Source organism: Micromonospora chalcea (genome assembly GCF_028768405.1).
Taxonomy (GTDB): Bacteria; Actinomycetota; Actinomycetes; order Mycobacteriales; family Micromonosporaceae; genus Micromonospora; species Micromonospora chalcea.
Map to the genome: position 1 here is coordinate 4,899,490 of NZ_CP118233.1, position 23,909 is coordinate 4,923,398.

26 protein-coding genes are annotated in these 23,909 nt (G+C 72.1%); 20 read left to right on the forward strand and 6 right to left on the reverse strand.

Annotated elements, in window-relative coordinates:
• Positions 1–28: 28 nt before the first annotated feature.
• Entirely contained in the window at positions 29–259 is a 231-nt protein-coding gene (locus tag PVK74_RS21830; RefSeq protein ID WP_043327577.1) for a winged helix-turn-helix domain-containing protein, read from the reverse strand.
• Positions 260–511: 252 nt separating this feature from the next.
• Here PVK74_RS21830 and PVK74_RS21835 point away from each other — a divergent pair, with 252 nt between their 5' ends.
• The 16 genes from PVK74_RS21835 (at position 512) to PVK74_RS21910 (ending at position 13,461) form a co-directional block, all read left to right on the forward strand.
• Positions 512–829 (forward strand): DivIVA domain-containing protein, encoded by a 318-nt coding sequence (locus PVK74_RS21835; RefSeq protein ID WP_396796868.1) that lies wholly within the window; start codon positions 512–514, stop codon positions 827–829.
• Complete coding sequence (locus tag PVK74_RS21840) at positions 826–1,080, forward strand: hypothetical protein (RefSeq protein ID WP_274477100.1); 255 nt, start codon at positions 826–828, stop codon at positions 1,078–1,080. The genes PVK74_RS21835 and PVK74_RS21840 overlap by 4 nt, the downstream gene beginning before the upstream one ends.
• 160 nt (positions 1,081–1,240) lie before the next feature.
• On the forward strand, positions 1,241–3,832 hold the full coding sequence (gene clpB / locus PVK74_RS21845) for an ATP-dependent chaperone ClpB (protein WP_064447961.1): 2,592 nt from the start codon (positions 1,241–1,243) through the stop codon (positions 3,830–3,832).
• 164 nt (positions 3,833–3,996) lie between these two features.
• Entirely contained in the window at positions 3,997–4,371 is a 375-nt protein-coding gene (locus PVK74_RS21850) for a hypothetical protein (RefSeq protein ID WP_113972281.1), read from the forward strand.
• Positions 4,372–4,456: 85 nt separating this feature from the next.
• Entirely contained in the window at positions 4,457–5,095 is a 639-nt protein-coding gene (locus PVK74_RS21855; RefSeq protein ID WP_187692849.1) for a DUF4178 domain-containing protein, read from the forward strand.
• Position 5,096: 1 nt separating this feature from the next.
• A complete protein-coding gene (locus tag PVK74_RS21860; RefSeq protein WP_274477101.1) occupies positions 5,097–5,591 on the forward strand; it encodes a DUF2617 family protein in 495 nt (164 codons plus the stop codon).
• Positions 5,588–6,013, forward strand: coding sequence for a DUF4247 domain-containing protein (locus tag PVK74_RS21865; protein WP_043327572.1), 426 nt, complete (start codon positions 5,588–5,590; stop codon positions 6,011–6,013). The genes PVK74_RS21860 and PVK74_RS21865 overlap by 4 nt, the downstream gene beginning before the upstream one ends.
• 31 nt (positions 6,014–6,044) lie before the next feature.
• A complete protein-coding gene (locus tag PVK74_RS21870) occupies positions 6,045–6,467 on the forward strand; it encodes a DUF350 domain-containing protein (protein ID WP_043327571.1) in 423 nt (140 codons plus the stop codon).
• Positions 6,467–7,240 carry a hypothetical protein gene (locus PVK74_RS21875; RefSeq protein ID WP_274477102.1) on the forward strand — a complete coding sequence of 258 codons (774 nt, stop codon included), beginning with the start codon at positions 6,467–6,469 and terminating at the stop codon, positions 7,238–7,240. Before PVK74_RS21870 ends, PVK74_RS21875 begins: the two co-directional genes overlap by 1 nt.
• On the forward strand, positions 7,237–8,805 hold the full coding sequence (locus tag PVK74_RS21880) for a polyamine aminopropyltransferase (protein ID WP_069088112.1): 1,569 nt from the start codon (positions 7,237–7,239) through the stop codon (positions 8,803–8,805). The genes PVK74_RS21875 and PVK74_RS21880 overlap by 4 nt, the downstream gene beginning before the upstream one ends.
• A gap of 64 nt (positions 8,806–8,869) precedes the next feature.
• Positions 8,870–9,868 (forward strand): hypothetical protein, encoded by a 999-nt coding sequence (locus PVK74_RS21885; protein WP_274479306.1) that lies wholly within the window; start codon positions 8,870–8,872, stop codon positions 9,866–9,868.
• Positions 9,869–9,936: 68 nt separating this feature from the next.
• On the forward strand, positions 9,937–10,728 hold the full coding sequence (locus PVK74_RS21890) for a hypothetical protein (RefSeq protein ID WP_187692853.1): 792 nt from the start codon (positions 9,937–9,939) through the stop codon (positions 10,726–10,728).
• A gap of 71 nt (positions 10,729–10,799) precedes the next feature.
• Entirely contained in the window at positions 10,800–11,537 is a 738-nt protein-coding gene (locus PVK74_RS21895; protein ID WP_274477103.1) for a hypothetical protein, read from the forward strand.
• Positions 11,534–12,343, forward strand: a complete 810-nt coding sequence (locus PVK74_RS21900; protein ID WP_043327567.1) for an SDR family NAD(P)-dependent oxidoreductase — start codon at positions 11,534–11,536, stop codon at positions 12,341–12,343. The genes PVK74_RS21895 and PVK74_RS21900 overlap by 4 nt, the downstream gene beginning before the upstream one ends.
• A 143-nt stretch (positions 12,344–12,486) precedes the next feature.
• Positions 12,487–13,026 (forward strand): orotate phosphoribosyltransferase, encoded by a 540-nt coding sequence (pyrE, locus tag PVK74_RS21905; RefSeq protein ID WP_043327566.1) that lies wholly within the window; start codon positions 12,487–12,489, stop codon positions 13,024–13,026.
• A 57-nt stretch (positions 13,027–13,083) separates the two neighbouring features.
• Positions 13,084–13,461 carry an ArsR/SmtB family transcription factor gene (locus PVK74_RS21910; protein ID WP_007454255.1) on the forward strand — a complete coding sequence of 126 codons (378 nt, stop codon included), beginning with the start codon at positions 13,084–13,086 and terminating at the stop codon, positions 13,459–13,461.
• Positions 13,462–13,634: 173 nt separating this feature from the next.
• Here PVK74_RS21910 and PVK74_RS21915 read toward each other — a convergent pair whose 3' ends face one another.
• From PVK74_RS21915 to PVK74_RS21930, 4 genes are all read right to left on the reverse strand, one after another.
• Entirely contained in the window at positions 13,635–14,474 is an 840-nt protein-coding gene (locus PVK74_RS21915; RefSeq protein WP_104113383.1) for a DedA family protein, read from the reverse strand.
• Between the two features lie 23 nt (positions 14,475–14,497).
• Positions 14,498–17,014 (reverse strand): polynucleotide kinase-phosphatase, encoded by a 2,517-nt coding sequence (locus PVK74_RS21920; RefSeq protein ID WP_274477106.1) that lies wholly within the window; start codon positions 17,012–17,014, stop codon positions 14,498–14,500.
• Positions 17,011–18,477, reverse strand: a complete 1,467-nt coding sequence (locus PVK74_RS21925; protein ID WP_274477107.1) for a 3' terminal RNA ribose 2'-O-methyltransferase Hen1 — start codon at positions 18,475–18,477, stop codon at positions 17,011–17,013. Before PVK74_RS21925 ends, PVK74_RS21920 begins: the two co-directional genes overlap by 4 nt.
• A 217-nt stretch (positions 18,478–18,694) precedes the next feature.
• Entirely contained in the window at positions 18,695–20,269 is a 1,575-nt protein-coding gene (locus tag PVK74_RS21930; protein ID WP_274477108.1) for an LPXTG cell wall anchor domain-containing protein, read from the reverse strand.
• Positions 20,270–20,436: 167 nt separating this feature from the next.
• Between PVK74_RS21930 and PVK74_RS21935 the strand changes: the two genes are divergently transcribed.
• A complete protein-coding gene (locus tag PVK74_RS21935) occupies positions 20,437–20,919 on the forward strand; it encodes a SigE family RNA polymerase sigma factor (protein WP_043327561.1) in 483 nt (160 codons plus the stop codon).
• Positions 20,919–21,965 carry an LCP family protein gene (locus tag PVK74_RS21940; RefSeq protein ID WP_064447949.1) on the forward strand — a complete coding sequence of 349 codons (1,047 nt, stop codon included), beginning with the start codon at positions 20,919–20,921 and terminating at the stop codon, positions 21,963–21,965. The genes PVK74_RS21935 and PVK74_RS21940 overlap by 1 nt, the downstream gene beginning before the upstream one ends.
• A gap of 13 nt (positions 21,966–21,978) precedes the next feature.
• Here PVK74_RS21940 and PVK74_RS21945 read toward each other — a convergent pair whose 3' ends face one another.
• Positions 21,979–22,188 (reverse strand): hypothetical protein, encoded by a 210-nt coding sequence (locus PVK74_RS21945; RefSeq protein ID WP_030500565.1) that lies wholly within the window; start codon positions 22,186–22,188, stop codon positions 21,979–21,981.
• Positions 22,189–22,324: 136 nt separating this feature from the next.
• Here PVK74_RS21945 and PVK74_RS21950 point away from each other — a divergent pair, with 136 nt between their 5' ends.
• Together PVK74_RS21950 and fbaA are read left to right on the forward strand one after the other, a co-directional pair.
• Positions 22,325–22,708, forward strand: a complete 384-nt coding sequence (locus tag PVK74_RS21950; RefSeq protein ID WP_043327559.1) for a phage holin family protein — start codon at positions 22,325–22,327, stop codon at positions 22,706–22,708.
• Positions 22,709–22,870: 162 nt separating this feature from the next.
• Positions 22,871–23,893, forward strand: coding sequence for a class II fructose-bisphosphate aldolase (gene fbaA / locus PVK74_RS21955; protein ID WP_043327558.1), 1,023 nt, complete (start codon positions 22,871–22,873; stop codon positions 23,891–23,893).
• Positions 23,894–23,909: the final 16 nt, after the last annotated feature.

Sequence of the window (23,909 nt, forward strand, 5' to 3'; positions counted from 1 at the left end):
GGTCGATCGATCGCCCGTCATCGTGCGATCAGGGGGTCTCGTCCCGACCGGTTACGTAGGTGCCCTTGCCCTGGTGCCCCTCGACGAGACCTTCGGCCTGAAGGATCAACAGCGCCGACCGGACCGGCTCTGCGGACACTTGGTAGTGCGCGATCAGTTCACGCAGGGAGGGGAGTTTGTCGCCGGGGCCGTACTCGCCCGAAGCGATCTTGTCTCTGATGTCCTGCGCGATTCTCTGACGGTCTGAAACTCGGGGCATGGCGGCAACTCCTGGTAGGCCCCAAGATCTTCCCACGAGTCAGACCGGTCAGCCAACACTTCGCGTGCTAAGCATGCTCACTCCTTGTCATGCAATGCTTTGCATTGTATGTTGCTCGTGCGGATGCCCTCGGCGGAACGCCTGGTAGGCAAACCGGCCCTCCGGTTGGCACCCGTGGTCGGCGCGACTGGTCGTGCGCGGCCAGTCGTGTCGCCTTACCCGTCTCCTTGGCCTGGAAGAAGGGACAGTGTCGTGCGCAATCTCCTGCGAATACGTCCGAAGCGGCGGAACGCGCGCCCGCCCGACTCCGCGCCGGGCGGCGCGTACCGCTCCGCGTCGTACCTTCCGCTCCGGCCCTGGCAGGTGCGGGGCCGCCGCTTCGCGACGCGCCGCCGGGGGCTGGACCCCGCCGAGGTCGCCGCGTTCCTCGACCGCGTGGCCGGGGACCTCGCCGCCGCGTACGCCGAAGTCGCCCGGAGCCGTGAGGAGACGGCGCGGATCAAGGGCGCGTTGCGCGAGTGGCAGTCCCGTCAGGCCCCGTCGATGCGCGACCTGGCCGGGCGGCCGTGACCGGGCGGTACGTGATCCATCTGCCGGTGCGCGCGGCCGATCTGGCCCGGGCGAAGATGCTCGGTCGCACGGCCGGCCGGTCGTTGGCGTTCCTCGCGGTGGTGGAGTTGGGCGGGATCACCGTGTCGACGGAGGACGACCAGGCCGTACGCCATTGGGTTTTCTGCGACCGCAAGCTGGACGGCGGCCGGCGTTGCGTGCTGCGCGCCGACCACGAGACCCCTTGCCTCACGCGCCTCACGCGTCGCTGAGATCTTGGTACGAAAAGGGCCCCTCCGAGGGCCTTTTCGTACCAAGATCTCTCCGGCCGAATCGGCGGAGGGTGACTCAGGTCACAGGGGTGGAGTTGAGCGGAATAGACTCAACTCTGGTTGTGTCATGTCCAGTGGACACGCCGATCCGGGGGAGCCCATGAACACGGAACGTCTCACCACCAAGAGCCGCGAAGCCATCACCGGTGCCGTCGCGCTGGCGAACCAGCGCGGTCACGCCACCGTGGAGCCCTGGCACCTGCTGTTGTCACTGCTGGACACCGAGGGCTCGACCGCCGCGGGCCTGCTGCGCGCCGTCGGGGCCGACCCGGCCGAGCTGCGCCGAGTCGCCCTGCGCTCGGTCGACGCGCTGCCCGCCGCGCGTGGGTCGAGCATCGCCGAGCCGACGCTGGCCCGCGAGTTCGTCAACGCCATCGGCGCCGCCGAGCAGATCGCGCGGCCGCTGGGCGACGAGTACACCTCCACCGAGCACCTGCTGGCCGGGCTGGCCCGGGTCGGCGGCGCGGTCTCGGTCGCGCTGAAGAACTCCGGCGCCACCGAGGAGAACCTGGTCGCCGCGTTCCCGACCGTCCGGGGCGGGGACCGCCGGGTGACCACCGCCGACCCGGAGCAGACCTACCAGGCCCTGGCCAAGTACGGCGTGGACCTCACCGCCAGCGCCCGCGACGGCAAGATCGACCCGGTGATCGGCCGGGACTCGGAGATCCGCCGGGTGATCCAGGTGCTGTCCCGGCGTACCAAGAACAACCCGGTGCTGATCGGCGAGCCGGGCGTCGGCAAGACCGCGATCGTGGAGGGCCTGGCCCAGCGGATCGTGGCCGGCGACGTGCCGGAGTCGCTGCGGGACAAGAAGCTGGTCTCGCTCGACCTCGGCGCGATGGTCGCCGGCGCGTCGTACCGCGGCCAGTTCGAGGAGCGGCTGAAGTCCGTGCTGGAGGAGATCAAGAACTCCGACGGCCAGGTCATCACGTTCCTCGACGAGCTGCACACCGTGGTCGGCGCGGGCAAGGGCGAGGGCTCGATGGACGCCGGCAACATGCTCAAGCCGATGCTGGCGCGCGGTGAGCTGCGGATGGTCGGCGCGACCACGCTCGACGAGTACCGCGAGCACATCGAGAAGGACCCCGCGCTGGAGCGCCGCTTCCAGCCGGTGCTGGTCGGCGAGCCGACCATCGAGGACACCATCGGCATCCTGCGCGGGCTCAAGGAGCGCTACGAGGTGCACCACGGCGTACGCATCACCGACGCCGCCCTGGTCGCCGCCGCCGCGCTCTCCGACCGGTACATCACCGACCGCTTCCTGCCGGACAAGGCGATCGACCTGGTGGACGAATCGGCGTCCCGGCTGCGCATGGAGATCGACTCGCGCCCGGTCGAGGTGGACGAGATCGAGCGGGCGGTACGCCGCCTGGAGATCGAGGAGATGGCGCTCGCAAAGGAGCCGGACGCCGCGTCCGCCGAGCGCCTGGAGCGGCTGCGCAAGGAGCTGGCCGACAAGCGCGAGCAGCTCACCGCGCTGTCCGAACGCTGGCAGACCGAGAAGAGCCACATCACCAAGCTCTCCACCGCCAAGGAGGAGCTGGAGCGCCTCGGCGGCGAGGCCGAGCGGGCCGAGCGCGACGGCGAGCTGGAACGCGCCGCCGAGCTGCGGTACGGCCGGATCCCGGCGCTGCGGACCGAGCTGAAGCAGGCCGAGGAGGAACTGGCCCGGCTCCAGGCCGACGGCGCGATGCTCAAGGAGGAGGTCGGCGCGGACGACATCGCCGCGGTGGTCGCCTCCTGGACCGGCATCCCCGCCGGCCGGCTGCTCGAAGGCGAGACCGCCAAGCTGCTCCGGATGGAGGAGTCGCTGCGGGCCCGCGTCGTCGGCCAGGCCGAGGCGGTGGGCGCGGTCTCCGACGCGGTACGCCGCGCCCGGGCCGGCGTCGCCGACCCGGACCGCCCGACCGGCAGCTTCCTGTTCCTCGGCCCGACCGGTGTCGGCAAGACCGAGCTGGCAAAGGCGCTCGCCGAGTTCCTCTTCGACGACGAGCGGGCCATGGTCCGCATCGACATGAGCGAGTACGGCGAGAAGCACTCGGTGGCCCGCCTGGTCGGCGCCCCGCCCGGATACGTCGGGTACGAGGAGGGCGGCCAGCTCACCGAGGCGGTACGCCGCAGGCCGTACTCGGTGATCCTGCTGGACGAGGTGGAGAAGGCCCACCCGGACGTCTTCGACGTACTGCTGCAGGTGCTCGACGACGGCCGCCTCACCGACGGTCAGGGTCGCACCGTGGACTTCCGCAACGCGATCCTGATCCTCACCTCGAATCTGGGCTCGTCGGTGATCAGCGACCTGACGCTCACCGAGAACGAGCGCCGGGAAGGTGTGCTCGCGGTGGTCCGGTCGCACTTCAAGCCGGAGTTCCTCAACCGGCTCGACGACATCGTGGTGTTCGCCGCGCTTCAGGGCGAAGACCTGCGGTCGATCGTGGACATCCAGCTCGACCGGATGCGCCGCCGACTGGCGGACCGCCGGTTGGGCCTGGAGATCACCGAAGCGGCTCGGACCTGGCTGGCCGAGCACGGGTACGACCCGATCTACGGTGCCCGCCCGCTGCGCCGGCTGGTGCAGTCGGCGATCGGCGACCAGCTCGCGAAGGCGCTGCTGGCCGGCGACATCCGCGACGGCGACACGGTCCGCGTAGACCTGTCCGACACCAAGGAGTCCCTGGCGGTCACCGCCGCCTGACCCGCTCCTGCGAAGGCCCGGCCGTCCTGGCCGGGCCTTCGCCGTTCCCGGCCGCGCCCTGCTCGTGGAGGTTGTTAACAAGGGGCCCTTCCTCTACCGGAGGCGTTAAAAGGGGGCCCTTCCTTGCGGTTGGAGGGGGTGGCGGGGTGGGCACATAGTGGGGCATGAGTGTGTGGGAGCGGGAACTGGACGAGGCGGCGCGGGAACTCGACGGCGCGGACACCCTCGCCTTCGGCGGGGTGGGACTGGCGGGGCAGGTGCTGCCCGCGACCGAGGCGTACCGACGGCTGGAACAGGGGTTGCGGGAGCACCCGGAGGCGGCCCGCAAGCGGGTCGACAAGCTGCTCCGCAAGGGTTCCCCCGCCGGCCGGGCGTACGCGGCCACGTTGCTGGAGGCGGTCGACCCGGCCGCCGGGCGGGACGCCTGGGCGCGGCTGCGCGACGACGACGGCGAGTTCACCACGTTCTCCGGCTGCCTCATGGGCCGCGCCACGCTGGGTGAATACGCCGCCGACCGGCTCGCCGGCGGCGAGCAGTAGCTGACCGCACACTCAGCGAACGGGACTTCAGAAGGCGTGCATGCGGTTGTTACCGTTCCCGCCTAGCAGGTTGGGGGAGGCGGTCGTGAACGGTTCGTTGGCGTACGTGGTGACCACGCTGGGGTGCCTCGTCGGGGTGGCCGGTGTGGTGATCGCCGTGATCGCGGTACGGAAGTCCCGGTCGGAGTCCGGCCCGAAGACGAAGGCGGCGCCGGGTGACCCGTTCCGGGACCGGGACGCCGACGCGCTGCGCGGCGACCCGCGCGCGCTCAAGCCCGGCGACATCGTCGAGATCCGCGCGGTGCCGTACACCGTGCGGGGCTCGGTGCACCTGGTCGAGGGTGGCTGGAGCTGGGCGGAGCACCTGCTCGACGACGCGGGCGGGGTGAAGCGCTGGCTCTCCGTCGAGTCCGACCCGGACCTGGAGCTGGTGCTCTGGACCAGCGAGCCGTCAGCCACCGTCACGCCGGGCGCCCCGACGCTGGAGATCGCCGGCCGCCGCTACAACTGGGACGAGTCGGGCCAGGCCCGGTACACCGCGACCGAGGGCACCGGCCTCGATCCGCACGGCACCATGCGCTACTACGACTACCAGGCGCCGGGCGGCGCGCGGCTGTCGTTCGAGGCGTACGGGGAGGCCGGCTGGGAGGTCAACCTCGGTGAGGAGCTGCGCCGCGCCGAGGTGATGATCTACCCGCAGGGTGGCCCGGAAACGGTGCGCTGACGTGCTCGTCTGCCTGGACGCGCCCTACGTCGACACCAGCGCCGCCGATCTGAGCCTGGCCCTCGGCGGCCCGGAGCTGCCGGCGCTCGCCGTACGCGACATCGACCTGCCCGGGCTGCCCCGGCTGCGGCTGCGCCTGCTCGGCGCCTCCCACCAGGTGGTGCTCGGCGGACTCACGGAGACGGTCGCCTGCCTGCCCGGCCGCCCGCCGCACCTGCCGGACGCGCTGCACGACGAAACGACCGGCTACCGGTTCATGGCCACCGTGCTCCGGCCGGACGGCGACGGCCTGCGTACCCGGGTCGCGGCGCTGCGCGCCGAGCTGGCCGAGGACCCGTACGCGCTGATCGGGGTCTTCCCCGGCGACGAGGACGCGGTCACCGCGCTCTCCGTCCGGCCCCGGCCGCCGGACGGCGTGCTCGCCTGGCGTACCTGGCACGTCTACCCCCAGACGAACGAGCTGGTCCTGACCGAGACCGTGGTGGAGGAGCTGTGACGTACCGACGGTGGTTCGTGGTGGGCGTGGCGGTCGCCGTCATCGGCGCGCTCATCGCCACCTTCACGATCTTCTACGGCAACTTCTCGCCCCGGGGCTACGTGGAGGACAACTTCTCCCGCGCCTCCGGGCGGGACATCGGCTCGAACGCGATCGCGTACACCTCCCGGAAGACGCCGAGCGAGGTGTCCAAGCAGATCACCGACGCCTGGAAGCCGGCCGACCAGTACGTCGACGGCAGCGGGGTCTACCTGCGCTACGACGACGACTCGGTGGTGATCCTCCCGCTCGCCGTCGGCTCGGTGATCCTGCTGGAGAAGATGACCACCGCCTACCCCCGCTACCACACCGTCGTCGGCAACAGCTGGGGCTGGGGCCGAGGCAGCACGGTCCGGGGCGGCGGCCCCGGTTCCGGTAAGTAGCCCCCTTCGCCCCCTCACCCTGGAGTCTTCTGTGCAGCATCTCGTCACCGATCTGCTGGTCACCCTCGCGTACGGCGTGGTCGGCGTCGTACTGATGGCCATCGGTTACGTCCTGGTCGACGTGGCCACCCCGGGCAAGCTTCACGAGCTGATCTGGGTCGAGCGCAACCGCAACGCGGCGCTGTTGCTCTCGTCGAACCTGGTCGGGGTGGGCACCATCGTGGTGGCCGCGATCGTGGCCAGCGACAACGACTTCCGGCTGGGGCTGATCGGCGCGGGCGCGTACGGCATCCTCGGCCTGGTGATCATGGCGGTGGCGTTCATGCTGCTCGACGCCGCCACTCCGGGCAAGCTCGGTGAGCTGCTGGTCGATCCGGAGCCGCACCCGGCGGTGTGGGTCTCGGCCACCGTGCACCTCGCCACCGGCGCGATCATCGCAGCCGCAATCATCTGATGAGCGGAAAGCCCGCACAGCATTCGGCGGGGAAGGACAAACGCAGCCAGACGGTGATCTGGTCCGTGGTCGTGGGGGTCGTGGTCGTCGTCTGCGCCGTCGGCGCGTTCAGCGGCGACTCGGACACCTCCGTCCCCGCGCCGGCCGCCGACGAACGCTCCGGCACCGTGCCGATCCTCCGGGCCGCCGCCGACAGCCAGGGCATCTGCTACGGCTGGGAACTGCTCGACGTGTACGACGAGGTGAGCGTCGGCTCCAACCTCGGCGACGGCATCACAGTCGTCGACGCGCCCGGCTGCGCGCGCTGGATCGCGGTCTCCGCGAACGTCAGGTACACCTCGTCCAGCAGCGAGTCGGAGGACTCCGCCACGATCCGAATCAAGGGGTCGGACGACATCGAGTTCGCCGACCTCGCCGCGATCGAGACCCGGCTGGGTCGCTTCGGGCTGGACGAGGACGCGTTCCTCGACGACCCGGGCTGGGCCGTCACCCGGGCCGCCACGATCCTGCCGCTGCTCGCCGCCGAACGCGGGCTCGCCGAGCCGGCCGCGACGCCCACCGCCGCGCCGTCCACCGCTGCCGCGCCGCTGCCGGACGCCGGCAACGACTTCTGGCGGGACCGCTGGGCCTACCTCCTCAGCTCGGTCGGACTGTTCCTGCTCGCCGCGCTGTTCATCGCCGTGGGCGTGCGGCAGCGCCGCAGCCACCGGGGACGGGTGCCCGCGCAGCGCGCCGGGGCGGGAGCCGCCGGACGTACCCGGAGCAGACGGTGACCGCCGACGTGGCCGCACGGCCGCGGTGGCGCCTGGCCCGCGCGGCGGTCCTGCTCGCGGTCTTCGTCTGCGCGGCCTGCGGCCTGGTGTACGAGCTGGCGCTGGTCGCGCTCGGCAGCTACCTGATCGGCGACACGGTCGGTCAGGCGTCGATCGTGCTCGGCGTGATGGTCTTCGCGATGGGCGTCGGCGCGCTGGTGGCGAAGCCGTTGCAGTCCCGGGCGGTGGTCTCGTTCGCGGTGATCGAGCTGACGCTGGCGCTGCTCGGCGGCCTGTCCGTGCTCGGCCTCTACGCCGCGTTCGCCTGGCTCGACCTGTACGGCCCGGCGCTCGTCGGCACCGCGTTCGTGCTCGGCCTGCTGATCGGCGCGGAGATCCCGCTGCTCATGGTGATGCTGCAACGCATCCGGGAACAGTCCGCGGGCAGCGCGGTGGCCGACCTGTTCGCCGCCGACTACGTGGGCGCGCTGCTCGGCGGGCTGGCCTTCCCGTTCCTGCTGATCCCGGTCTTCGGCCAGCTCAAGGGCGCGCTCGTGGTGGGCGCGGTGAACGCGGTCGCCGGGGTCGCGCTCGTCTTCACCGTGTTCCGCGCCGACCTCAGCCGCCGGGCGCGGGCCGCGCTGGGCGTGGCCACCGCCGTGGTCGGCCTGCTCCTCGGGTACGCCTGGGTGACCGCCCACGACTTCGAGGTGACCACCCGCCAGCAGCTCTACCGCGACCCGGTGGTGCACGCCGAGCGCAGCCGCTACCAGGAGATCGTGCTGACCCGGTCGGTGCCCGAGCCCGGCCGCTCCGACACCGACCTGCGGCTGTTCCTCAACGGCGACCTGCAGTTCAGCTCGATCGACGAGTACCGCTACCACGAGGCGCTCGTGCACCCGGCGATGCGCGGGGCGCACGGCGACGTGCTGGTGCTCGGCGCCGGGGACGGGCTGGCCGCGCGGGAGATCCTCAAGTACCCGGACGTGCGTTCGGTGACGCTCGTCGACCTCGACCCGGCAGTGGTCGAGCTGGCCCGCCGCGAGCCGCAACTGCGCGAGCTGAACGGCGGCTCGCTCACCGACCCCCGGGTACGGGTGCTCAACCTGGACGCATTCGCCTGGCTGCGTACCGCCACGGACCGCTTCGACGTGGTGATCGCCGACCTGCCCGACCCGGACGAGACGGCCACCGCGAAGCTCTACACGATCGAGTTCTACACGCTGATCCGGCCGGTGCTGGCCCCCGGCGGGCGGCTCGTGGTGCAGTCCGGGTCGCCCTACTTCGCACCCCGGTCGTACTGGTCGATCGAGCGGTCGATCCGCGAGGCCGGCTTCGCCACCGTGCCGTACCACGTCGACGTGCCGAGCTTCGGCGACTGGGGATTCGTGCTCGCCGCGCCGGGTGACGTGGCGCCGGAACTGGCGCTGCCGGACGACAGGCCGCCGCTGCGTTTCCTCACCCCGGAGGTGGTGGCCGCAGCCGCCACGTTCCCCGCCGACCGGGCCCGGCTGGACATGCCGGCCAACACGTTGTTGCGACCGAGGGTGCTGGACTACGCCCGCGAGGAGTGGCGCGGCTACTAGGTTTCGGGGCATGCCACCCGAATCGCCGCGCTACCGGCCGGGGATCGGCTGGCTGGTCCGCCGGCTGCCGACCCGGGCGATCCAGGCTGGGTCCTACCTCCAGGCGTTCGTGCTCTCCGGCGTGGTCACCGTGCTGGCCGTACGCGCGTACCTGAAGGCCGCCGACTATCCACAGCTCGGCGGCGGCGGGCTGCACATCGCGCACGTGCTCTGGGGCGGCCTGCTGCTCGCCGTGGGTCTGGGCATCCCGCTGGTCTTCCTCGGCGGTGGCGCCCGCAGCGGCGGAGCGGTGATCGGCGGCATCGGGTTCGGGCTGTTCATCGACGAGGTGGGCAAGTTCGTCACCACCGGCACCGACTACTTCTACGCCCCCGCCGCCGCCATCATCTACGTCGCGTTCGCGCTGCTGGTCCTGCTCACCCAGGCGGTACGCGGGCGCACCGGCCGCTCCCGGCTCACCCCCGCCGAACGCACCGCCAACGCGCTGGACGTGGTGCTCAGCGGCCTGCCCGGCGGATTGACCGACAGGCGGCGGATCGCCGTGCTGCGTCTCGTGCAGGGCACCGGACCGGCCACCGAGACGGCGGTGGCGCAACTGCTGGACGCCGTACCCCGCCGGGAGCCGCCGCCGGTGCGGTTCTGGCAGCGAGCGGCGGACCGGGCCCGGCGTCTCGCCGTCTGGGCGGCCGGACGCCGCTGGCTCATCTGGCCGGTGGTGGTCTATCTGGTGGTGGAGCCGGTGCTCACCGTGCTGGCCGTGTTCCTCGACGGCGTGACCGGGCACCTGGGCGAGGAACGGGAGTGGGGTGCGATCCTCGGTGTCAGCGCCAGCGCGCTGATCACGGCCGTGCTCGGCCTGTGGGCCGCCTGGCTGCTGCGCCGCGACCGGGCCGAGGCGTTCCGGCTGTTCAAGCTGGCGCTCCTGGTCGACCTGCTGTTCGGGCAGGTCTTCAACTTCACCGTCAACCAGTTCGGCGCGGTCTCCGCGGTCGCGCTCGACCTGGCGCTGCTCGGTGTCGTCACCGCCGAGCACCGCCGGCTGCGCCGCGCCGCGGACCGGTGAGCCGTTCCGACATGCTGACCTGGTGCGAGATCGCTACGGTGGTCACCTGATCCAGGAAAGGGAGAATCATGGCCGATGCTCCGGGCACCGCGCCCCGCGCGCGTCCCAGTGTGGTGACGCTTTCCAGCTGGCTGCTCATTCTCGTCGCCGCGATCCAGGTGGTGAACCTGATCGTGGCGCTGACCGTCGCGGGCACCGTCCGCGACGTCCTCACCGACGCGTACGCGGGCTCCTCGGCCGAGGGGGCCGCCGACATCGCGTACGTGTTCAGCATCGTCACGGCGATCGTGTCGCTGCTGATCGCGGCCGGGCTCGTCGTGCTCGCGCTGCTGAACAACAGGGGCAAGAACGCCTCCCGGATCACCACCTGGGTGCTGGGCGGCATCCTGCTCTGCTGCACCGGCGGCGGGCTGCTCACCGGCCTCACCGGTGGCATGACCGGCGGCACCGCCACGGGTGACATGCCCAGCCCGGACGAGATCCAACGCCGGCTCGACGACGCTCTGCCGTCCTGGTACACCCCGGTCAACCTGCTGCTGGGCCTGGTGGCGCTGCTCGCCCTGCTGGCCGCGCTGATCCTGCTGGCGCTGCCGAAGGCGAACGAGTTCTTCCGCAAGCCCAAGGCCGGCTGGGAGCCGCCGGTACCGGGCGGCGCGTACCCGGCGGCCCCGGGGCACGCGGGTGACCCGTCGTACCCGTCGTACCCGGGCCCGACCGGCGACCCGGCGTACCCGCCGGCTCCCGGCACCCCGCCGCCGTCCACGCCGGGCGGTCCGCCGCCGTCGGCCGGTCAGCCGCCGGCCGGGCCGGCCGGTCAGCCGGGCGAGCGCCGCGACCCGGAGCCGCCACCCGGAAGTTGACGTCCGGATTGAGGCGACGCCGACGATCCCTCCGAGTAGGTTGCATCCGACGCCTACCGGAGGGATCAGTCGTGTCGTACCCCGATCGGGCCGCCCCCCGCCGGCCGGGCGCCGTCCTCGCCGCGGTGGCGGTGCTGCTGGCGATGGCGGTCGGCGCCGTGGCGTACGCGGTGGCGAACCTCGCCGTCACCGGCGGCACGGTGGACCGGTTCCGGGCCGCCGCGGCGGACGAGACCGGCGCGAGCGGCGGCGACATCGACCAGGTGGCCGGGCTGCTGCGCGCCTCGACCTACCTCGCCGCCGTGCTCGGCGTGCTGGCCGCGCTGCTGCTGGTCGGGCTGGCGCTCGGCCTGCTCGCCGGCCGGTCCGGGGCCCGCGTGGGAACCTGGGTCGTCGCCGGCACCGGCCTGCTCTGCGGCTGTTGCGGGCTGGCGTTGCTGGTCGGCCAGCGGGCCGCCCCGTTGCAACTCGGCCCCGAGGACCGGATCACCGCCGACCTGCTCGGGCTGGTCGGGGACGCCTACCCGGGGTGGTGGATCCCGGTGAACGCGGTGGTGTCGGTGGCGCAGATCCTCGGCTATCTGGTGGTCGCCGCGCTGCTCACGTTGCCGTCGGCCGGCGCGTTCCTGCGCAGCGGCACCGGACCGGCGCGGCCGTCCGGGTACGGCGCCACCTTGTCCGGCGCGCCCGTCTCCGGGCCGACGCCCTGGGGACCGCCGCCCGGCCTGCACCAGCCGTCCGCCCCGCCCGCGTCCGCCCCGCCCGCGTCGCCGTGGGCCGCACCGCCGCCTCCCGAGGACCGCCCATGACCGGTGACACCCACCCCTCCCGGCGCCGTGCCCTGGTCACCGGCGCCAGCCTCGGCATCGGCGAGGCGTTCGCCCGGCGGCTCGCCGCCGACGGCTGGGACCTCGTCCTGGTGGCCCGGGACGCCACCCGGCTCGACGCGCTCGCGACCGAGCTGACCGGCCGGCACGGCGGCGACGCGGAGACGATCGCGGCCGATCTGTCCACCGAGGACGGTTGTGCGACGGTCGAGCGCCGGCTTGCCGACGGCCCACCGGTCGACCTGCTGGTGAACAACGCGGGGATCAGCTTGAACACCTCGTTCGTCCGGTCGCCGGTGGCCGACGAGGCGCGGCTGGTACGGCTCAACGTGCTCGCGGTGCTGCGTCTGACCCACGCCGCGCTCGGCCCGATGATCGAACGAGGGCAAGGGGCAGTGATAAATGTCTCTTCCGTTGCGGGCTTCGGTGTCCCCATGCCGGGATCCACGTACTCGGCCAGCAAGGCGTGGGTGACGAATTTCAGCGAGTCGATCGGCCAGTCCGTCGCGCCGCTCGGCGTACGGGTGATGGCGCTCTGCCCCGGCTACACCCGCACCGGCATCCACGAGCGGGTCGGCATCGACATGTCGCGCCTGCCCGCCTGGGCCTGGCTGCGTGCCGACGATGTGGTCGCCGAAGGGCTCCGTGACCTGCATAAAGGCAAGTTCGTGAGTGTCCCGGACTGGAAGTACAAGGTGGCGGTCGCCGGGCTGCGGTACGCCCCGAAGCGCCTGCTGCGGGGCTTCCGCCGGGACACCCGGGGCGCGGTCGACCGGCGACGCGGCTGAGCGGCGGCGGGGCCGGTCGGCGGCCGACCTCGATGGACGGTCGCGCAGCGTAGCCGCTCATCGCCACCCATCGGTCGCCCACTGGGTTGACCAGGGCGGACCCCGAGCACGGCTCTCAGACTTGCGAAGTACTCTCTTGGGCCATGGGCGACCGCGACGACCTGCGCAAATTCATCAGTGACCTGGCTGTGGTCCACGGCCGGGTGGTGCTCTCGTCGGGCCGCGAGGCGGACTGGTACGTGGATCTGCGCCGGGTCACGCTCCATCACGAAGCGGCTCCGTTGATCGGTCGGGTCATGCTCGATCTGACCGCCGACTGGGCGTACGACGCGGTTGGTGGGCTGACCCTGGGCGCCGATCCGGTGGCCGCCGCCATGTTGCACGCCTCGGCCGGCACCGACGGCGCGGTGGACGCGTTCGTGGTCCGTAAGGAGGGCAAGGCGCACGGCCTCCAGCGCCGGATCGAAGGTCCGGACGTGGCCGGTCGCCGGGTCCTGGCGGTCGAGGACACCTCCACCACTGGCGGAAGTGTTTTGACGGCGGTCGAGGCATTACGCGAGGCGGGGGCCGAAGTGGTGGGTGTGGCGGTTATTGTTGATCGAGGCGCCGGCGACGCGGTGCGAGCCGCCGGATTGCCCTATCGGGCGGCCTATACGTTGGCTGACCTCGGCCTTGTGGCGTAAAAGTCTGCCGATTCGGATCTGCTGATATGCAGGCGGATCGATGCTGCTGGTGGAAGGATGGAATACGTGGGAACTGCGTTGGCTGAAATGACCATGCCTCAGATCTCGCCGCTTGCCGGCGAGCCGATCGAACGCGCCGACGCCGAGCGGCTTGCGGGGGTCCTCAAGGCCCTCGCGGACCCCGCACGGCTGCGGCTGCTCAGCCTGATCCAGTCGGCTCCCGAGGGGGAGGCGTGCGTGTGTGACCTCACCGCGCCGCTCGGCCTCTCGCAGCCGACGGTCAGCCACCACCTGCGAATCCTCACCGAGGCCGGCTTGCTGGAGCGGGAGAAGCGCGGGGTCTGGGCGTACTACCGGCTGGTGCCGTCCGCGATCGCCACGATCGCGGATCTGCTCACCCCGCCGCGGAAGCGGGCCACCAAGAAGGCTCGCTGAAACCTTTCGGGCCGGCCCGTAGAGGGTCGTCCCGGCCGGGTGCCCGGTGGCGTGCGAGGGGTGGCGCCATCAGCGCACGATGACGGCTGCGGCCGTTCGTGTGACCCGGTTCGATCAGTCATGCCGAAGGCCGGTCCTCGCCCGAGGGCCGGCCTTCGGTGTCTGAACCGTGCTCAGCGGCGGTGCTGCCCGCCGTCTCCGTGACCCGGCCGGTGCTCCTCGATGCCCTCGCGAGCCGCCTCCACGGTGCCGGCCACGGTCGCCGCGGTGATCACCGCGACCGCCTCGCCGCGCTTGCGCGCACGCCGGTCCCGCAGGAACTCGAAGAAGATCGGCAGCACCGAGATCACGATGATCAGCGCGACCACCGGCAGGATGTACCTGTCGATCTTGTCGCCGATGGCGTCGTAGATCTGCCGGGCCAGCAGGTAGCCGATCAGCAGGATGCCGTCGACCCAGAGGACCGCGCCCACCACGTTCCACACGAAGAACTGGCGGGCCGACATGCCGAGCACGCCGGCCACCGGGTTGAGGAACGTCCGCACGATCGGGATGAACCGGGCCAGCACCACCGCCTTCGCCGGCCCGAACTTCTGGAAGTAGTACTCGGCCTTCTCCACGTACTCCCGCTTGAACAGACGGGAGTTGGGCTTGTCGAACATGCGGCGGCCGTACCGGGCGCCGAGCCAGTGCCCGAGCTGCGCGCCGACGATGGCGCAGAGCGGCCCGCCGATCATCAGCCCGGCCAGGGACAGGCGGGTGCCGTCGCCGAAGATGGCGTCGGCCACCGGGGAGGCGGCCACCCCGGCCAGGAACAACAGCGAGTCGCCCGGGAAGAAGAAGCCGACCAGCAGCCCGGTCTCGGCGAAGAGAATGACCCAGACGCCGATCATGCCGAAGGTGTGGATGAGGTCCTTCGGATCGAGCGGGTTCAGCGCCACGCTCTCGGAGAACATCCGTGTCTTCTCTGCTGTGTCCACGGCCACACAGGGTACCCCGGCCCGGTCCGGCATTTCGGCCGGACCGGGCGTCCTCGTCAGAGGCGGGGATCGACGGGCTCGGACTCGCAGGCGAGGATCGCGAACACCAGCTCGTGGCGGCGCCAGAGCGGCGCGTCCTCGGCCAGGGCGTCCAGCGCGGCCAGGCCGAGGCCGTGCTCGCGCAGCGCGAGCCCGCGCTTGCGGCCCAGCGAGCGCCGGCGCAACGCGGCGAGCTGACCCGGCTCGGTGTAGCCGGGACCGTAGATGATCCGCAGGTACTCGCGGCCCCGGCACTTGATCCCCGGCTGGAGCAGCGGGCCCTTCGGACCACGGGCGGCCAGGCCCGCGTACGGCTTGACCACCATGCCCTCGCCGCCGGCCGCGGTGAGCGCCAGCCACCACTGCGTCGCGTCCGCCACCGCCGTCTCGTCGGCCAGCTCCACCACCCGCCGCCGGGTGGGCGTGAAGAACTCCGGGTCGGCGGCGCAGAGCCGGTCGGCCAGCGCCAGGTGCCAGCCGTGGTCGCGGTCGGCGTAGCTCACCCCGGCCCCGGCCAGCACCGCGAACGGCGCCAGCGTCACCCCGCGCAGCCCGTCGGTCGGCCGGACGTACGCCCGGTAGGCCGCCGAGTAGGCGGTCACCTCGGCGGCCCGCTCGGCCATCCGGTCACGCAGCCCGTCCACCGGCAGCCCGCGCGCGGCGGCCGAGTCCAGCGCGGCGAGCACCGGCGGCAGCGCCGCCCGCCCGGCCGCGCCCACCCCGGCGTACTGCTCGCGGATCAGCCCGCTCGCCTTTGCCGACCACGGCAGCAGCTCGGCGTCGAGCAGCAGCCAGTCGGTGCCCAGCTCGGCCCAGAGACCGGCGGTGGTGACCGCGGCGCGCACCCGGGCCAGCAGCTCGCCGTCGAGCGGCGGACCGAAGAACGGCCTGCCGGTACGGGTGTGCACCACCCCGCCGTCGAACCGGCCCGGCTCCCGCTCCACGAGCACCACCGCCCGCGAGCCCATGTGCTTCTCCTCGCAGACCACCCGGTCGACACCGGCCGCCCGGTAGTCGGCGAACGCCTCGGCCGGGTGCTCCAGGAACCCCTCGACAGTCGACGTGGAGCAGGGCGCCATGGTCGGCGGCAGCCACACCAGCCGGCCCGGGTCGACAGCGAAGCGGCTCATCACCTCCAGCGCGGCGGCGGCGTTCTCGGCCGGCACGGTGAGCGACCCGTACGGGTGGGTGACGTGGCGTCGCCCGGTCACGTCGGCCAGGTCCAGCACGGTGTCCGGCCGCGCGGGCGCGACCGGGACCAGCGGCCGGGCCGGGGCGTACCACTCCTTCACCGCCGGTACGGCGACCAGCTCCTTCTCCGGGTAGCGCAGCGCGGTCAGCTTTCCGCCGAACACGCAACCGGTGTCCAGGCAGATGGTGTTGTTCACCCACTCCGGCTCGGGCGTCGGCGTGTGCCCGTACACGACCATCGCCGAGCCCCGGTAGTCGCGCGCCCACGGGTAGCGCACCGGCAGGCCGTACTCGTCGGTCTCGCCGGTGGTCTCGCCGTAGAGCGCGAACGACCGCACCCGGCCGGACGCCCGCCCGTGGTACGCCTCCTTCAGCCCGGCGTGCGCCACCACCAGCCGGCCGCCGTCGAGCACGAAGTGGCTGACCAGGCCGTCGATGAACGTCTCCACCTCGGCGACGAACTCCGGCGGCTCCGCAGCGAGCTGCTCCATCGTCTCGGCCAGACCGTGGGTCAGCCGGACGTCCCGGCCGCGCAGCTTGCGCTGCAGCTTCTGCTCGTGGTTGCCCGGCACGCAGATCGCGTGGCCGGCCGCCACCATGCCCATCACCAGGCGGAGCACGCCGGGCGAGTCCGGGCCGCGGTCCACCAGGTCACCGACGAACACCGCGGTACGCCCCGACGGGTGCTCCGCGTCCACCGGGCGGCCCGCGTCGTCGCGTCGCAGCACGTAGCCGAGCCGGGACAGCAGCGCCTCCAGCTCGGTACGGCAGCCGTGCACGTCCCCGATCACGTCGAACGGGCCGGTCAGCTCGCGCCGGTCGTTGAACAGCTTCTCGTAGCGGATCTCCGCGGCGTCGATCTCCTCCACGCCGCGCAGCACGTGCACCTTGCGGAAGCCCTCGCGGGCCAGCCGCCCGTACGACTGCCGCAGGTCGCGGCGCATCCGGTTGAGCACCTGCCGGCCGAACGTGCGGTCGGCGCGCGCCTCGGTACGCTCCCAGGCCACCGCCTCCGGCACGTCCAGCACGATCGCCACCGGCAGCACGTCGTGCTCCCGGGCGACCCGGATCAGCCCGGCGCGGGCGTGCGGCTGGAGGTTCGTCGCGTCGACCACTGTCAGCAGGCCGCGCCGCAGCCGGATGGCGGCGACGTGGTGCAGCGCGTCGAACGCGTCGGCGGACGCGGACTGGTCGTTCTCGTCGTCGGCCACCAGGCCGCGGAACGTGTCCGAGGAGAGCACCTGGCTGGGCGCGAAGTGCCGCCGGGCGAACGTGGACTTGCCGGAGCCGGAGACGCCGACGAGCGCCACCAGTGCCAGCTCGGGGATGTCCAGGACGGTCATCGGTTCGTCGCCTCCTTCCGGTCGTCGCCGGTGTTCTCGTTGCGGTCGGCGCGGGTGAGCACCGCCATCTGGGTCGGCGCGCCCACCTCCGGGTCGTCGTCGCCGACACCGCCGACGACAGCCGTGTAGCCGTGCGCCGCCGCCACCTGATCCACCCAGGCCGCGAACTCGGCCCGGGTCCACTCGAACCGGTGGTCTGAGTGCCGGAACCGGCCCGGCCCGAGCCCCTCGTAGCGGACGTTGTACTCGACGTTCGGGGTGGTCACCACCACCGTGCCCGGCCGGGCGTGACCGAACACCGCGTCCTCCAGCGCGGGCAGGCGCGGCGGATCGAGGTGCTCCACGACCTCCATCAGCACCGCCGCGTCGTACCCCCGGAGCCGGTCGTCGCGGTAGGTCAGCGCCGACTGCCACAGCCGGATCCGGTCCCGCTGCCGCTCCGGCAGCCGGTCCAGGCGCAGCCGCCGGGCCGCCAGGCCGAGCGACCGGTCGGACACGTCGACGCCCACCACCTCGGTGAAGCGCCGGTCGGCGACGAGCGCGGTCAGCAGCGCGCCGCCACCGCAGCCCAGATCCAGCACCCGGCTCGCACCGCTGTCCCGCAGCGCGGCGAGCACCGCCTCGCGTCGCCGTACCGCCAGCGAGGCGCGGCGGACGTCCTCCACCACCGGGGCTTCTCCGGGCGCGGGGTCGATGCTGTCGTCGGCGGGCGGCTCGTCGGCCAGGCGCAGCTCGGTCAGGCGGGCCATCGCCACGCCTGCGAGCGCCCGGCGGTGCGCCAGGTAGCGCCGCGTGATCAGGGCCCGCTCCGGATGGCCGGCCAGCCAGGCGGCGCCCGCGCGCAGCAGCTTGTCCACCTCGTCCGGCGCCACCCAGTAGTGCTTCGCGTCGTCGAGCACCGGCAGCAGCACGTACAGGTGGTTGAGGGCGTCCGCGAGCCGCAGCGTGCCGGTCAGCGTCAGGTCGACGTAGCGGCTGTCACCCCACTCCGGGTACGTCTCGTCGAGCGGGATCGGGGTGGCAGTCACGGTCCAGCCCAGCGGGGCGAAGATCCGTACCGCCAGCTCCGCGCCGCCCCGGCAGCGCAGCACCGGCACCCGTACGGTCAGCGGGATCGCGGTCGCGGCCAGTTCGGGACGGTCACGCGACTCGCCCCGCAGCGCGGAGCGGAACACCTTCGACAGCGCCGACGAGAGCAGGCTGGAGGCGGCGTACGGGCGGTCGTTGACGTACTGCCCGAGCGCGAAGCCCTCCGGCGCGCGGTTCTTCCGGCCCCCGCCCAGCTTGAGTGGATCGACCTCGACCAGCAGCGCCGCCGTGCAGCGCGCCTCGTCCGCCTCCGGGTAGAACACATGCGCGGCGCCGGCGGGCAGATCGAAGGTCTGCACGCGGTCCGGATGCTTCACCAGGAGGTGGCCGAGGTCGGTCGCGGGGCGGTGGGTCGTGGTGAGGGTCAGCAGCACTTGTCGATGATCTCGTTGTTTTCTGGTTTTTGTCGTGGGGGTTTCCGGGGGAGCCCGACCCGCTCCGGGCGGTCAGGCTTGATCCCTGCGCGGGTCGGGCTCCCCCGGAAACCTGACGTGGTACCCGTCGCGTCGAGCTGTGCTGCTTGGTGGTTCTGCTTCTATGTGGTGGTGCCCCGCCGACCGGTGGGTCGGCGGGGCACCTTTGTGCTTCTCGTCAGGCTACGAAGCGGGTCTTGCGGCGGCGGGTCAGCACGTAGCCGACCGCGCCGGCGGCGAGCAGCAGCGCACCGAGGCCGGCGATCAGGCCGGTGGAGGAACCGGTGATCGGCAGCGTGCCGCCGTCACCGCCGCCCTGGCCACCGTCGCCGCCACCCGGCGCCGCGTTGACGACGACCTTGGCGGTGTCGTTGGCCGGCTTCAGGTCACGGTAGAAGCCGCCGTCGCACTCGCACGGCACGTTGATCTTCACGAGGCCGGTGTCGTTGGGGATCACCTTGTCGATCTTCAGGCCGAAGTCCAGCTTCACGGTGTCCCCGGCCTTCAGGAACGAGTCGAAGTAGCAGCGGTAGTGACGCGCGCCCGGCTTGCCCGGCTCACCCCACTCGTCGCCCTTCACCGGGAAGCAGTTCTCCGGCACGGCGGTCGTGGTGGTGCCCTTCGGCACGTCGAAGGTCAGGTACGTGACCGAGCTGCCGGAGCGGCTGTAGTCGAGCGTGGCCGGGCCGTTGTTGCGCAGCCCCACCGTCGCCTTGACGGTCGCGCCCGCCTTGCCGGTGACCGACGCGCCGAGCGCCTCCAGGTCGGTGCTGTTGTTGCCGGTGACCTTCACCTGCAGGTACGAGGCGTTGTTCTCCGGCCGCGGGTCGGCCTGGAAACCCCGCGCGGCGGCGCGGCCGGCGGCCTCGGCCAGCGTCAGCTTGCCGTCGGTGCCCGGCTTGCCGATGGTCACGTCGTAGTTGCCGAGGTAGTTCTCGAAGTCCTCGAACTCGTCCGGCGTCATCCAGATGATCTCGCCGTACCGGTTGCCGGGCGCCATGGTGTCCGCGCCGAGCGCGTACGGCAGCGTCGCGCCGAACGTGCTGCCGCCGGGGAGCTCCTCGTCGAACCGGCAGGTGCGCAGCTCGTCACCGACGTACGTGCAGTTGCTGTAGTGCTTGGCGGCGTTCATGCCGTAGTCGTTGTAGAAGACGACGGCGGCGCCCTTGGCGGTGGTGTCGCCGACGTTCGTCACCTTCAGCGGCGCGGTGAAGCCCTTGCCCGGAGCGGCCGACACCGTGGTCTCCGGGCCGGCGGCCAGGTCGACGCCCTCACCGACGCGCACCTTGGCCTCGTGCGACACGCTGTCGACGCCGTTCGCCGACAGCGTCACCTTGAGCGTGCCGGTGTCGCCGTCCTGGGCCTTGCCGGTGGGCTTGATCTGCACCGGGAAGACGCCGGACAGACCCCACTCGTCGAGCTCCACCTCCCAGGGCGTCGTGCACACGAGCACGTTCGCCGACGGCGAGGTGCAGTCCGTACCGGTGTTCTCCTCCTCGCCGACGGTCACCTTGCCGGCGAGGCCGGTGAGGTCGTAGCGGACGGTGAGGTCGTGCAGCACGACCGAGGCCGAACTGCGGATGATGCTGTAGTCGATCTTGCCGTCCGAGTCGGCGGCGATCGTCGTGTCGCTGAAGTAGACGCCGAGCTTGACCTTGGGGTCAGCCGCGAAGCCGGGTGTGGCGGAGGCGGCGACGAACGCGCCTGCGACGCCCAACCCGGCGAGCAGACGCCGGCTGGAGTTGCTGAGCATGTGGAGGGTCCTCCCGTGGGGGTGATCAGGTGGAGCCCACGGAGCTTAAAGATTCCTTAAGGGATCGCGTTGTCCCAGATGATGAATATTGACCGAACGGATGATCGTCGCCGCCGCAATGTTCCAGCCGCCCGGGACCGTCCTTCAAACGGACACCGGGAGGTGCAGTGACGTACGAGGAGTTCGCCGACGCGCGGTTGGGCGCCCTGCTGCGGTACGCGGTCATGCTGACCGGAGACCCGCACCAGGCCCAGGACCTGGTGCAGGACACCATGGTCCGGGTGCAGCTGCACTGGCGGCGGGTGGCTCGCAGCGACGCCCCGGAGCGATACGTGCGACGCATGCTCACCAACCAGTTCATCGACTGGCGGCGCGGCTCGTGGGCCCGGCGCGTGCTGCTGCGCGGCGACGTCGACGACTCGGTGCCCGCGTCCGCCGACCACGCCCAGTCCGCAGTCGACCGGGACCAGGTCCGCTCCTGGCTGTCCCGACTGCCCCGGCGGCAGCGCGCCGCGCTGGTGCTGCGCTACTACGAGGACCTGCCGGACGGGGAGATAGCCGAGATCCTCGGCTGCGCCGTGGGCACCGTCCGGTCCAGCATCTCGCGCGCGCTGGCCACCCTCCGAGCCGAACTCGTGGAGGTCTCCTGATGATCGAGGACGAGCTGCGGGCCGCGTTCGCCCGCCTCGAGGAGTCGACCCCGCCCGTCGGCCCGGTCCGGGCCGCAGTCGACCGGGCGGTGATCACCCGCCGTCGGCGCCGTCGGCGCGTACGCCTGGCCGGCACGGCGCTGGCGGTCGCCGCCGTCGCGTTGGTCGGCTTCACCGCCATGGCGCCCCGGCCACCGGCGCCCACGGCGGCGCCCCTGCTCGCCACGCCGGAGCCGGAGCCCGGCGGCGCGCTGAACCTGCTGCTGCTCGGCGTCGACCAGTCGGCCGGCAGCCGCCGTGCCGACTCGGTGCTCCTGGTGCACGTGCCGGCCGACCGGAGCCGGCTCTACCTGGTGTCGCTCCCGCGTGACCTGCTGGTGCCGGCGCCGGGCGGAACGGAGAAACTCAACGCGACCTTCTCCCGCGCCACCGGTTCGGGCACCGACCTGGCGGCCGGCTACCGGGCGACCCGCCAGGCGGTCGCCCGGCTGACCGGGGTACGCGTCGACGCCGGCGCGGTGCTCACGTACCCGGGGGCCCGTGACCTGACCGACGCGGTCGGCGGCGTGCCGGTCTGCCTGCCGGAGCCGGTTCGCTCGGTGCACACCGAGCGGCGCTTTCCCGCCGGATGCCAGCGGCTCGACGGCGCGGCGGCGGTGGACCTGCTGCGGCAGCGGTACGGCCTGCGCGACGGCGGACTGGACCGCGACCGCAACGCGGCGCGCTACGCCGCCGGCCTGCTCCGCCAGATGCGTGAGCGGGGAACGGCGACCGATCCGGCGCAACTCAACCGGCTGCTCATCCGGATCGGCCCGGCCGTCACTGTCGACGCCGGTGACCTGTCGTTGCCGGCGCTGGTGGGCGCGACCGCCCGGGCCGGCGCCGCCGAGCCGGTCGCGGTCGCCTTCCCGGTGCTCGCCGAGTGGAACGGTCGCGGGTACGAGGCGGACCCCGAACTCACCCCGGGGTTCCTGGACGCGCTGCGGGCCGACCGGCTGGGGGAATGGGCCGCCGCCCATCCGGCCCGGGTCACCGGCCTGCGGTGACCCGGGCGCCGGATCAGCGGTAGTCGTCCTCGTCGGCGGTGACGACGCGGGCCTGCTCCATGGCGTCCCAGTCGTCGACCTCCAGGCCGCGGTGCGGCTCGCCGTCGCTGTCGTCGGTCACCGTGGTGGCCTGCTCGACCGCGTCGGCCGGCTCGGCCTCCAGATCCCGCTCCTCCGGGGCGAGGTGGTCACTGGGCGCGAAGTCCTCGTCGGGCTGACCCATCGTCCCTCCCTGTCTCCGTGCGGGCATCGTCCCCACCACCGTACGGGCTGGTCCGGGCCGCCGCCCGCCGGCGGGCGGAACGCGGAGTCGGCGATTGTCCCGCTCCCGGCGCGCGGCCGGTGCCAGGATGGTTGCCATGGGCTTTCTGATCCGACTGGCGATCACGGCGGTCGCGTTGTGGATCGCGACGCTGATCGTGCCCGGGGTGGAGGTGAGCGGCCGTAACACCGGCAACAACGTGCTCACCCTGATCGTGGTGGCGCTGGTCTTCGGTGTCGTGAACGCGGTGCTCAAGCCGCTCATCAAGGTGTTCGGCTGTGTGTTCTACCTGCTCACGCTCGGCCTGTTCGCGCTGGTGGTGAACGCGCTGCTGTTCATGCTGACCGACTGGATCGCCGGTCTGCTGAAGCTCCCGTTCCACGTGGACGGGTTCTGGGCCGCCTTCTGGGGCGCCATCGTGGTGGCGGTGGTGAGCTGGCTGATCAGCGTCGTCGTGCCGGACCGGCTGGAGAATCGGTGAGCAGCGCCCGGGCCGGTTGTGCCCCGTGCGCGCTCCTACGGGATACTGCCCGCGGTGGACAGCGCGGTCCGGCGCACCCGTGGACGTGAGCGACCGGAACGGTCGCGCCCATGGAAGACAGCGGCCTGCACGGCCGAGAGCGGTAAGTAAGGAGCGTTCGACATGCCCATCGCTTCCCCTGAGGCTTACGCGGAGATGCTGGACCGGGCCAAGGCCGGCCGGTACGCGTACCCCGCGATCAACGTGACCTCCTCGCAGACGCTGAACGCGGCGCTCAAGGGCTTCGCCGACGCGGAGAGCGACGGCATCATCCAGGTCTCCACCGGCGGCGCGGAGTACCTGTCCGGCCCGTCCGTGAAGGACATGGTGACCGGCGCGGTGGCGTTCGCCGCGTACGCCCACGAGGTCGCCAAGAAGTACCCGGTGAACATCGCGCTGCACACCGACCACTGCCCGAAGGACAAGCTGGACAAGTTCGTCCGGCCGCTGATGGCCATCTCGCAGGAGCGCGTCAAGGCCGGCCAGGAGCCGCTGTTCCAGTCGCACATGTGGGACGGCTCGGCCGTGCCGGTGGCGGAGAACCTGGAGATCGCCGAGCAGCTCCTCACCGAGGCCGCCAAGGGCAAGATCGTCCTGGAGATCGAGGTCGGCGTCGTCGGCGGCGAGGAGGACGGCGTCGAGAACGCCATCAACGACAAGCTCTACACCACCGTCGAGGACGGCCTGGCCATGGTCGACGCGCTCGGCCTGGGCGAGAAGGGCCGCTACATGGCGGCGCTGACCTTCGGCAACGTGCACGGCGTCTACAAGCCGGGCAACGTCAAGCTGCGCCCCGAGGTGCTCAAGCAGATCCAGGACGCGGTCGGCGCCAAGTACGGCAAGGACAAGCCGCTCAGCCTGGTCTTCCACGGCGGCTCCGGCTCGCTGCTCTCGGAGATCCGGGAGGCGCTGGACTACGGCGTGGTGAAGATGAACATCGACACCGACACCCAGTACACCTTCACCCGCCCGGTCGCGGACCACATGTTCCGCAACTACGACGGCGTGCTGAAGGTCGACGGCGAGGTCGGCAACAAGAAGATGTACGACCCGCGCGTCTGGGGCAAGGCCGCCGAGGCCGGCATGGCCGCCCGCGTAGTCGAGGCCTGCGAGCACCTGCGCTCCACCGGCACCACCATGAAGTGACCCTCCGCGTGTAAGG

What these genes read in the sequence shown, in the direction of transcription:
- PVK74_RS21850 (WP_113972281.1), top strand. Translation starts at nt 3,997, where the DNA reads ATGAGTGTGTGGGAGCGGGAACTGGACGAGGCGGCGCGGGAACTCGAC.
- PVK74_RS21940 (WP_064447949.1), top strand. Translation starts at nt 20,919, where the DNA reads ATGATCGAGGACGAGCTGCGGGCCGCGTTCGCCCGCCTCGAGGAGTCG.
- PVK74_RS21945 (WP_030500565.1), bottom strand. Translation starts at nt 22,188, where the DNA reads ATGGGTCAGCCCGACGAGGACTTCGCGCCCAGTGACCACCTCGCCCCG.
- PVK74_RS21910 (WP_007454255.1), top strand. Translation starts at nt 13,084, where the DNA reads ATGGAATACGTGGGAACTGCGTTGGCTGAAATGACCATGCCTCAGATC.
- PVK74_RS21890 (WP_187692853.1), top strand. Translation starts at nt 9,937, where the DNA reads ATGGCCGATGCTCCGGGCACCGCGCCCCGCGCGCGTCCCAGTGTGGTG.
- PVK74_RS21830 (WP_043327577.1), bottom strand. Translation starts at nt 259, where the DNA reads ATGCCCCGAGTTTCAGACCGTCAGAGAATCGCGCAGGACATCAGAGAC.
- PVK74_RS21915 (WP_104113383.1), bottom strand. Translation starts at nt 14,474, where the DNA reads ATGCCGGACCGGGCCGGGGTACCCTGTGTGGCCGTGGACACAGCAGAG.
- PVK74_RS21875 (WP_274477102.1), top strand. Translation starts at nt 6,467, where the DNA reads ATGAGCGGAAAGCCCGCACAGCATTCGGCGGGGAAGGACAAACGCAGC.
- pyrE (WP_043327566.1), top strand. Translation starts at nt 12,487, where the DNA reads ATGGGCGACCGCGACGACCTGCGCAAATTCATCAGTGACCTGGCTGTG.
- PVK74_RS21920 (WP_274477106.1), bottom strand. Translation starts at nt 17,014, where the DNA reads ATGACCGTCCTGGACATCCCCGAGCTGGCACTGGTGGCGCTCGTCGGC.
- fbaA (WP_043327558.1), top strand. Translation starts at nt 22,871, where the DNA reads ATGCCCATCGCTTCCCCTGAGGCTTACGCGGAGATGCTGGACCGGGCC.
- PVK74_RS21950 (WP_043327559.1), top strand. Translation starts at nt 22,325, where the DNA reads ATGGGCTTTCTGATCCGACTGGCGATCACGGCGGTCGCGTTGTGGATC.
- PVK74_RS21930 (WP_274477108.1), bottom strand. Translation starts at nt 20,269, where the DNA reads ATGCTCAGCAACTCCAGCCGGCGTCTGCTCGCCGGGTTGGGCGTCGCA.
- clpB (WP_064447961.1), top strand. Translation starts at nt 1,241, where the DNA reads ATGAACACGGAACGTCTCACCACCAAGAGCCGCGAAGCCATCACCGGT.
- PVK74_RS21900 (WP_043327567.1), top strand. Translation starts at nt 11,534, where the DNA reads ATGACCGGTGACACCCACCCCTCCCGGCGCCGTGCCCTGGTCACCGGC.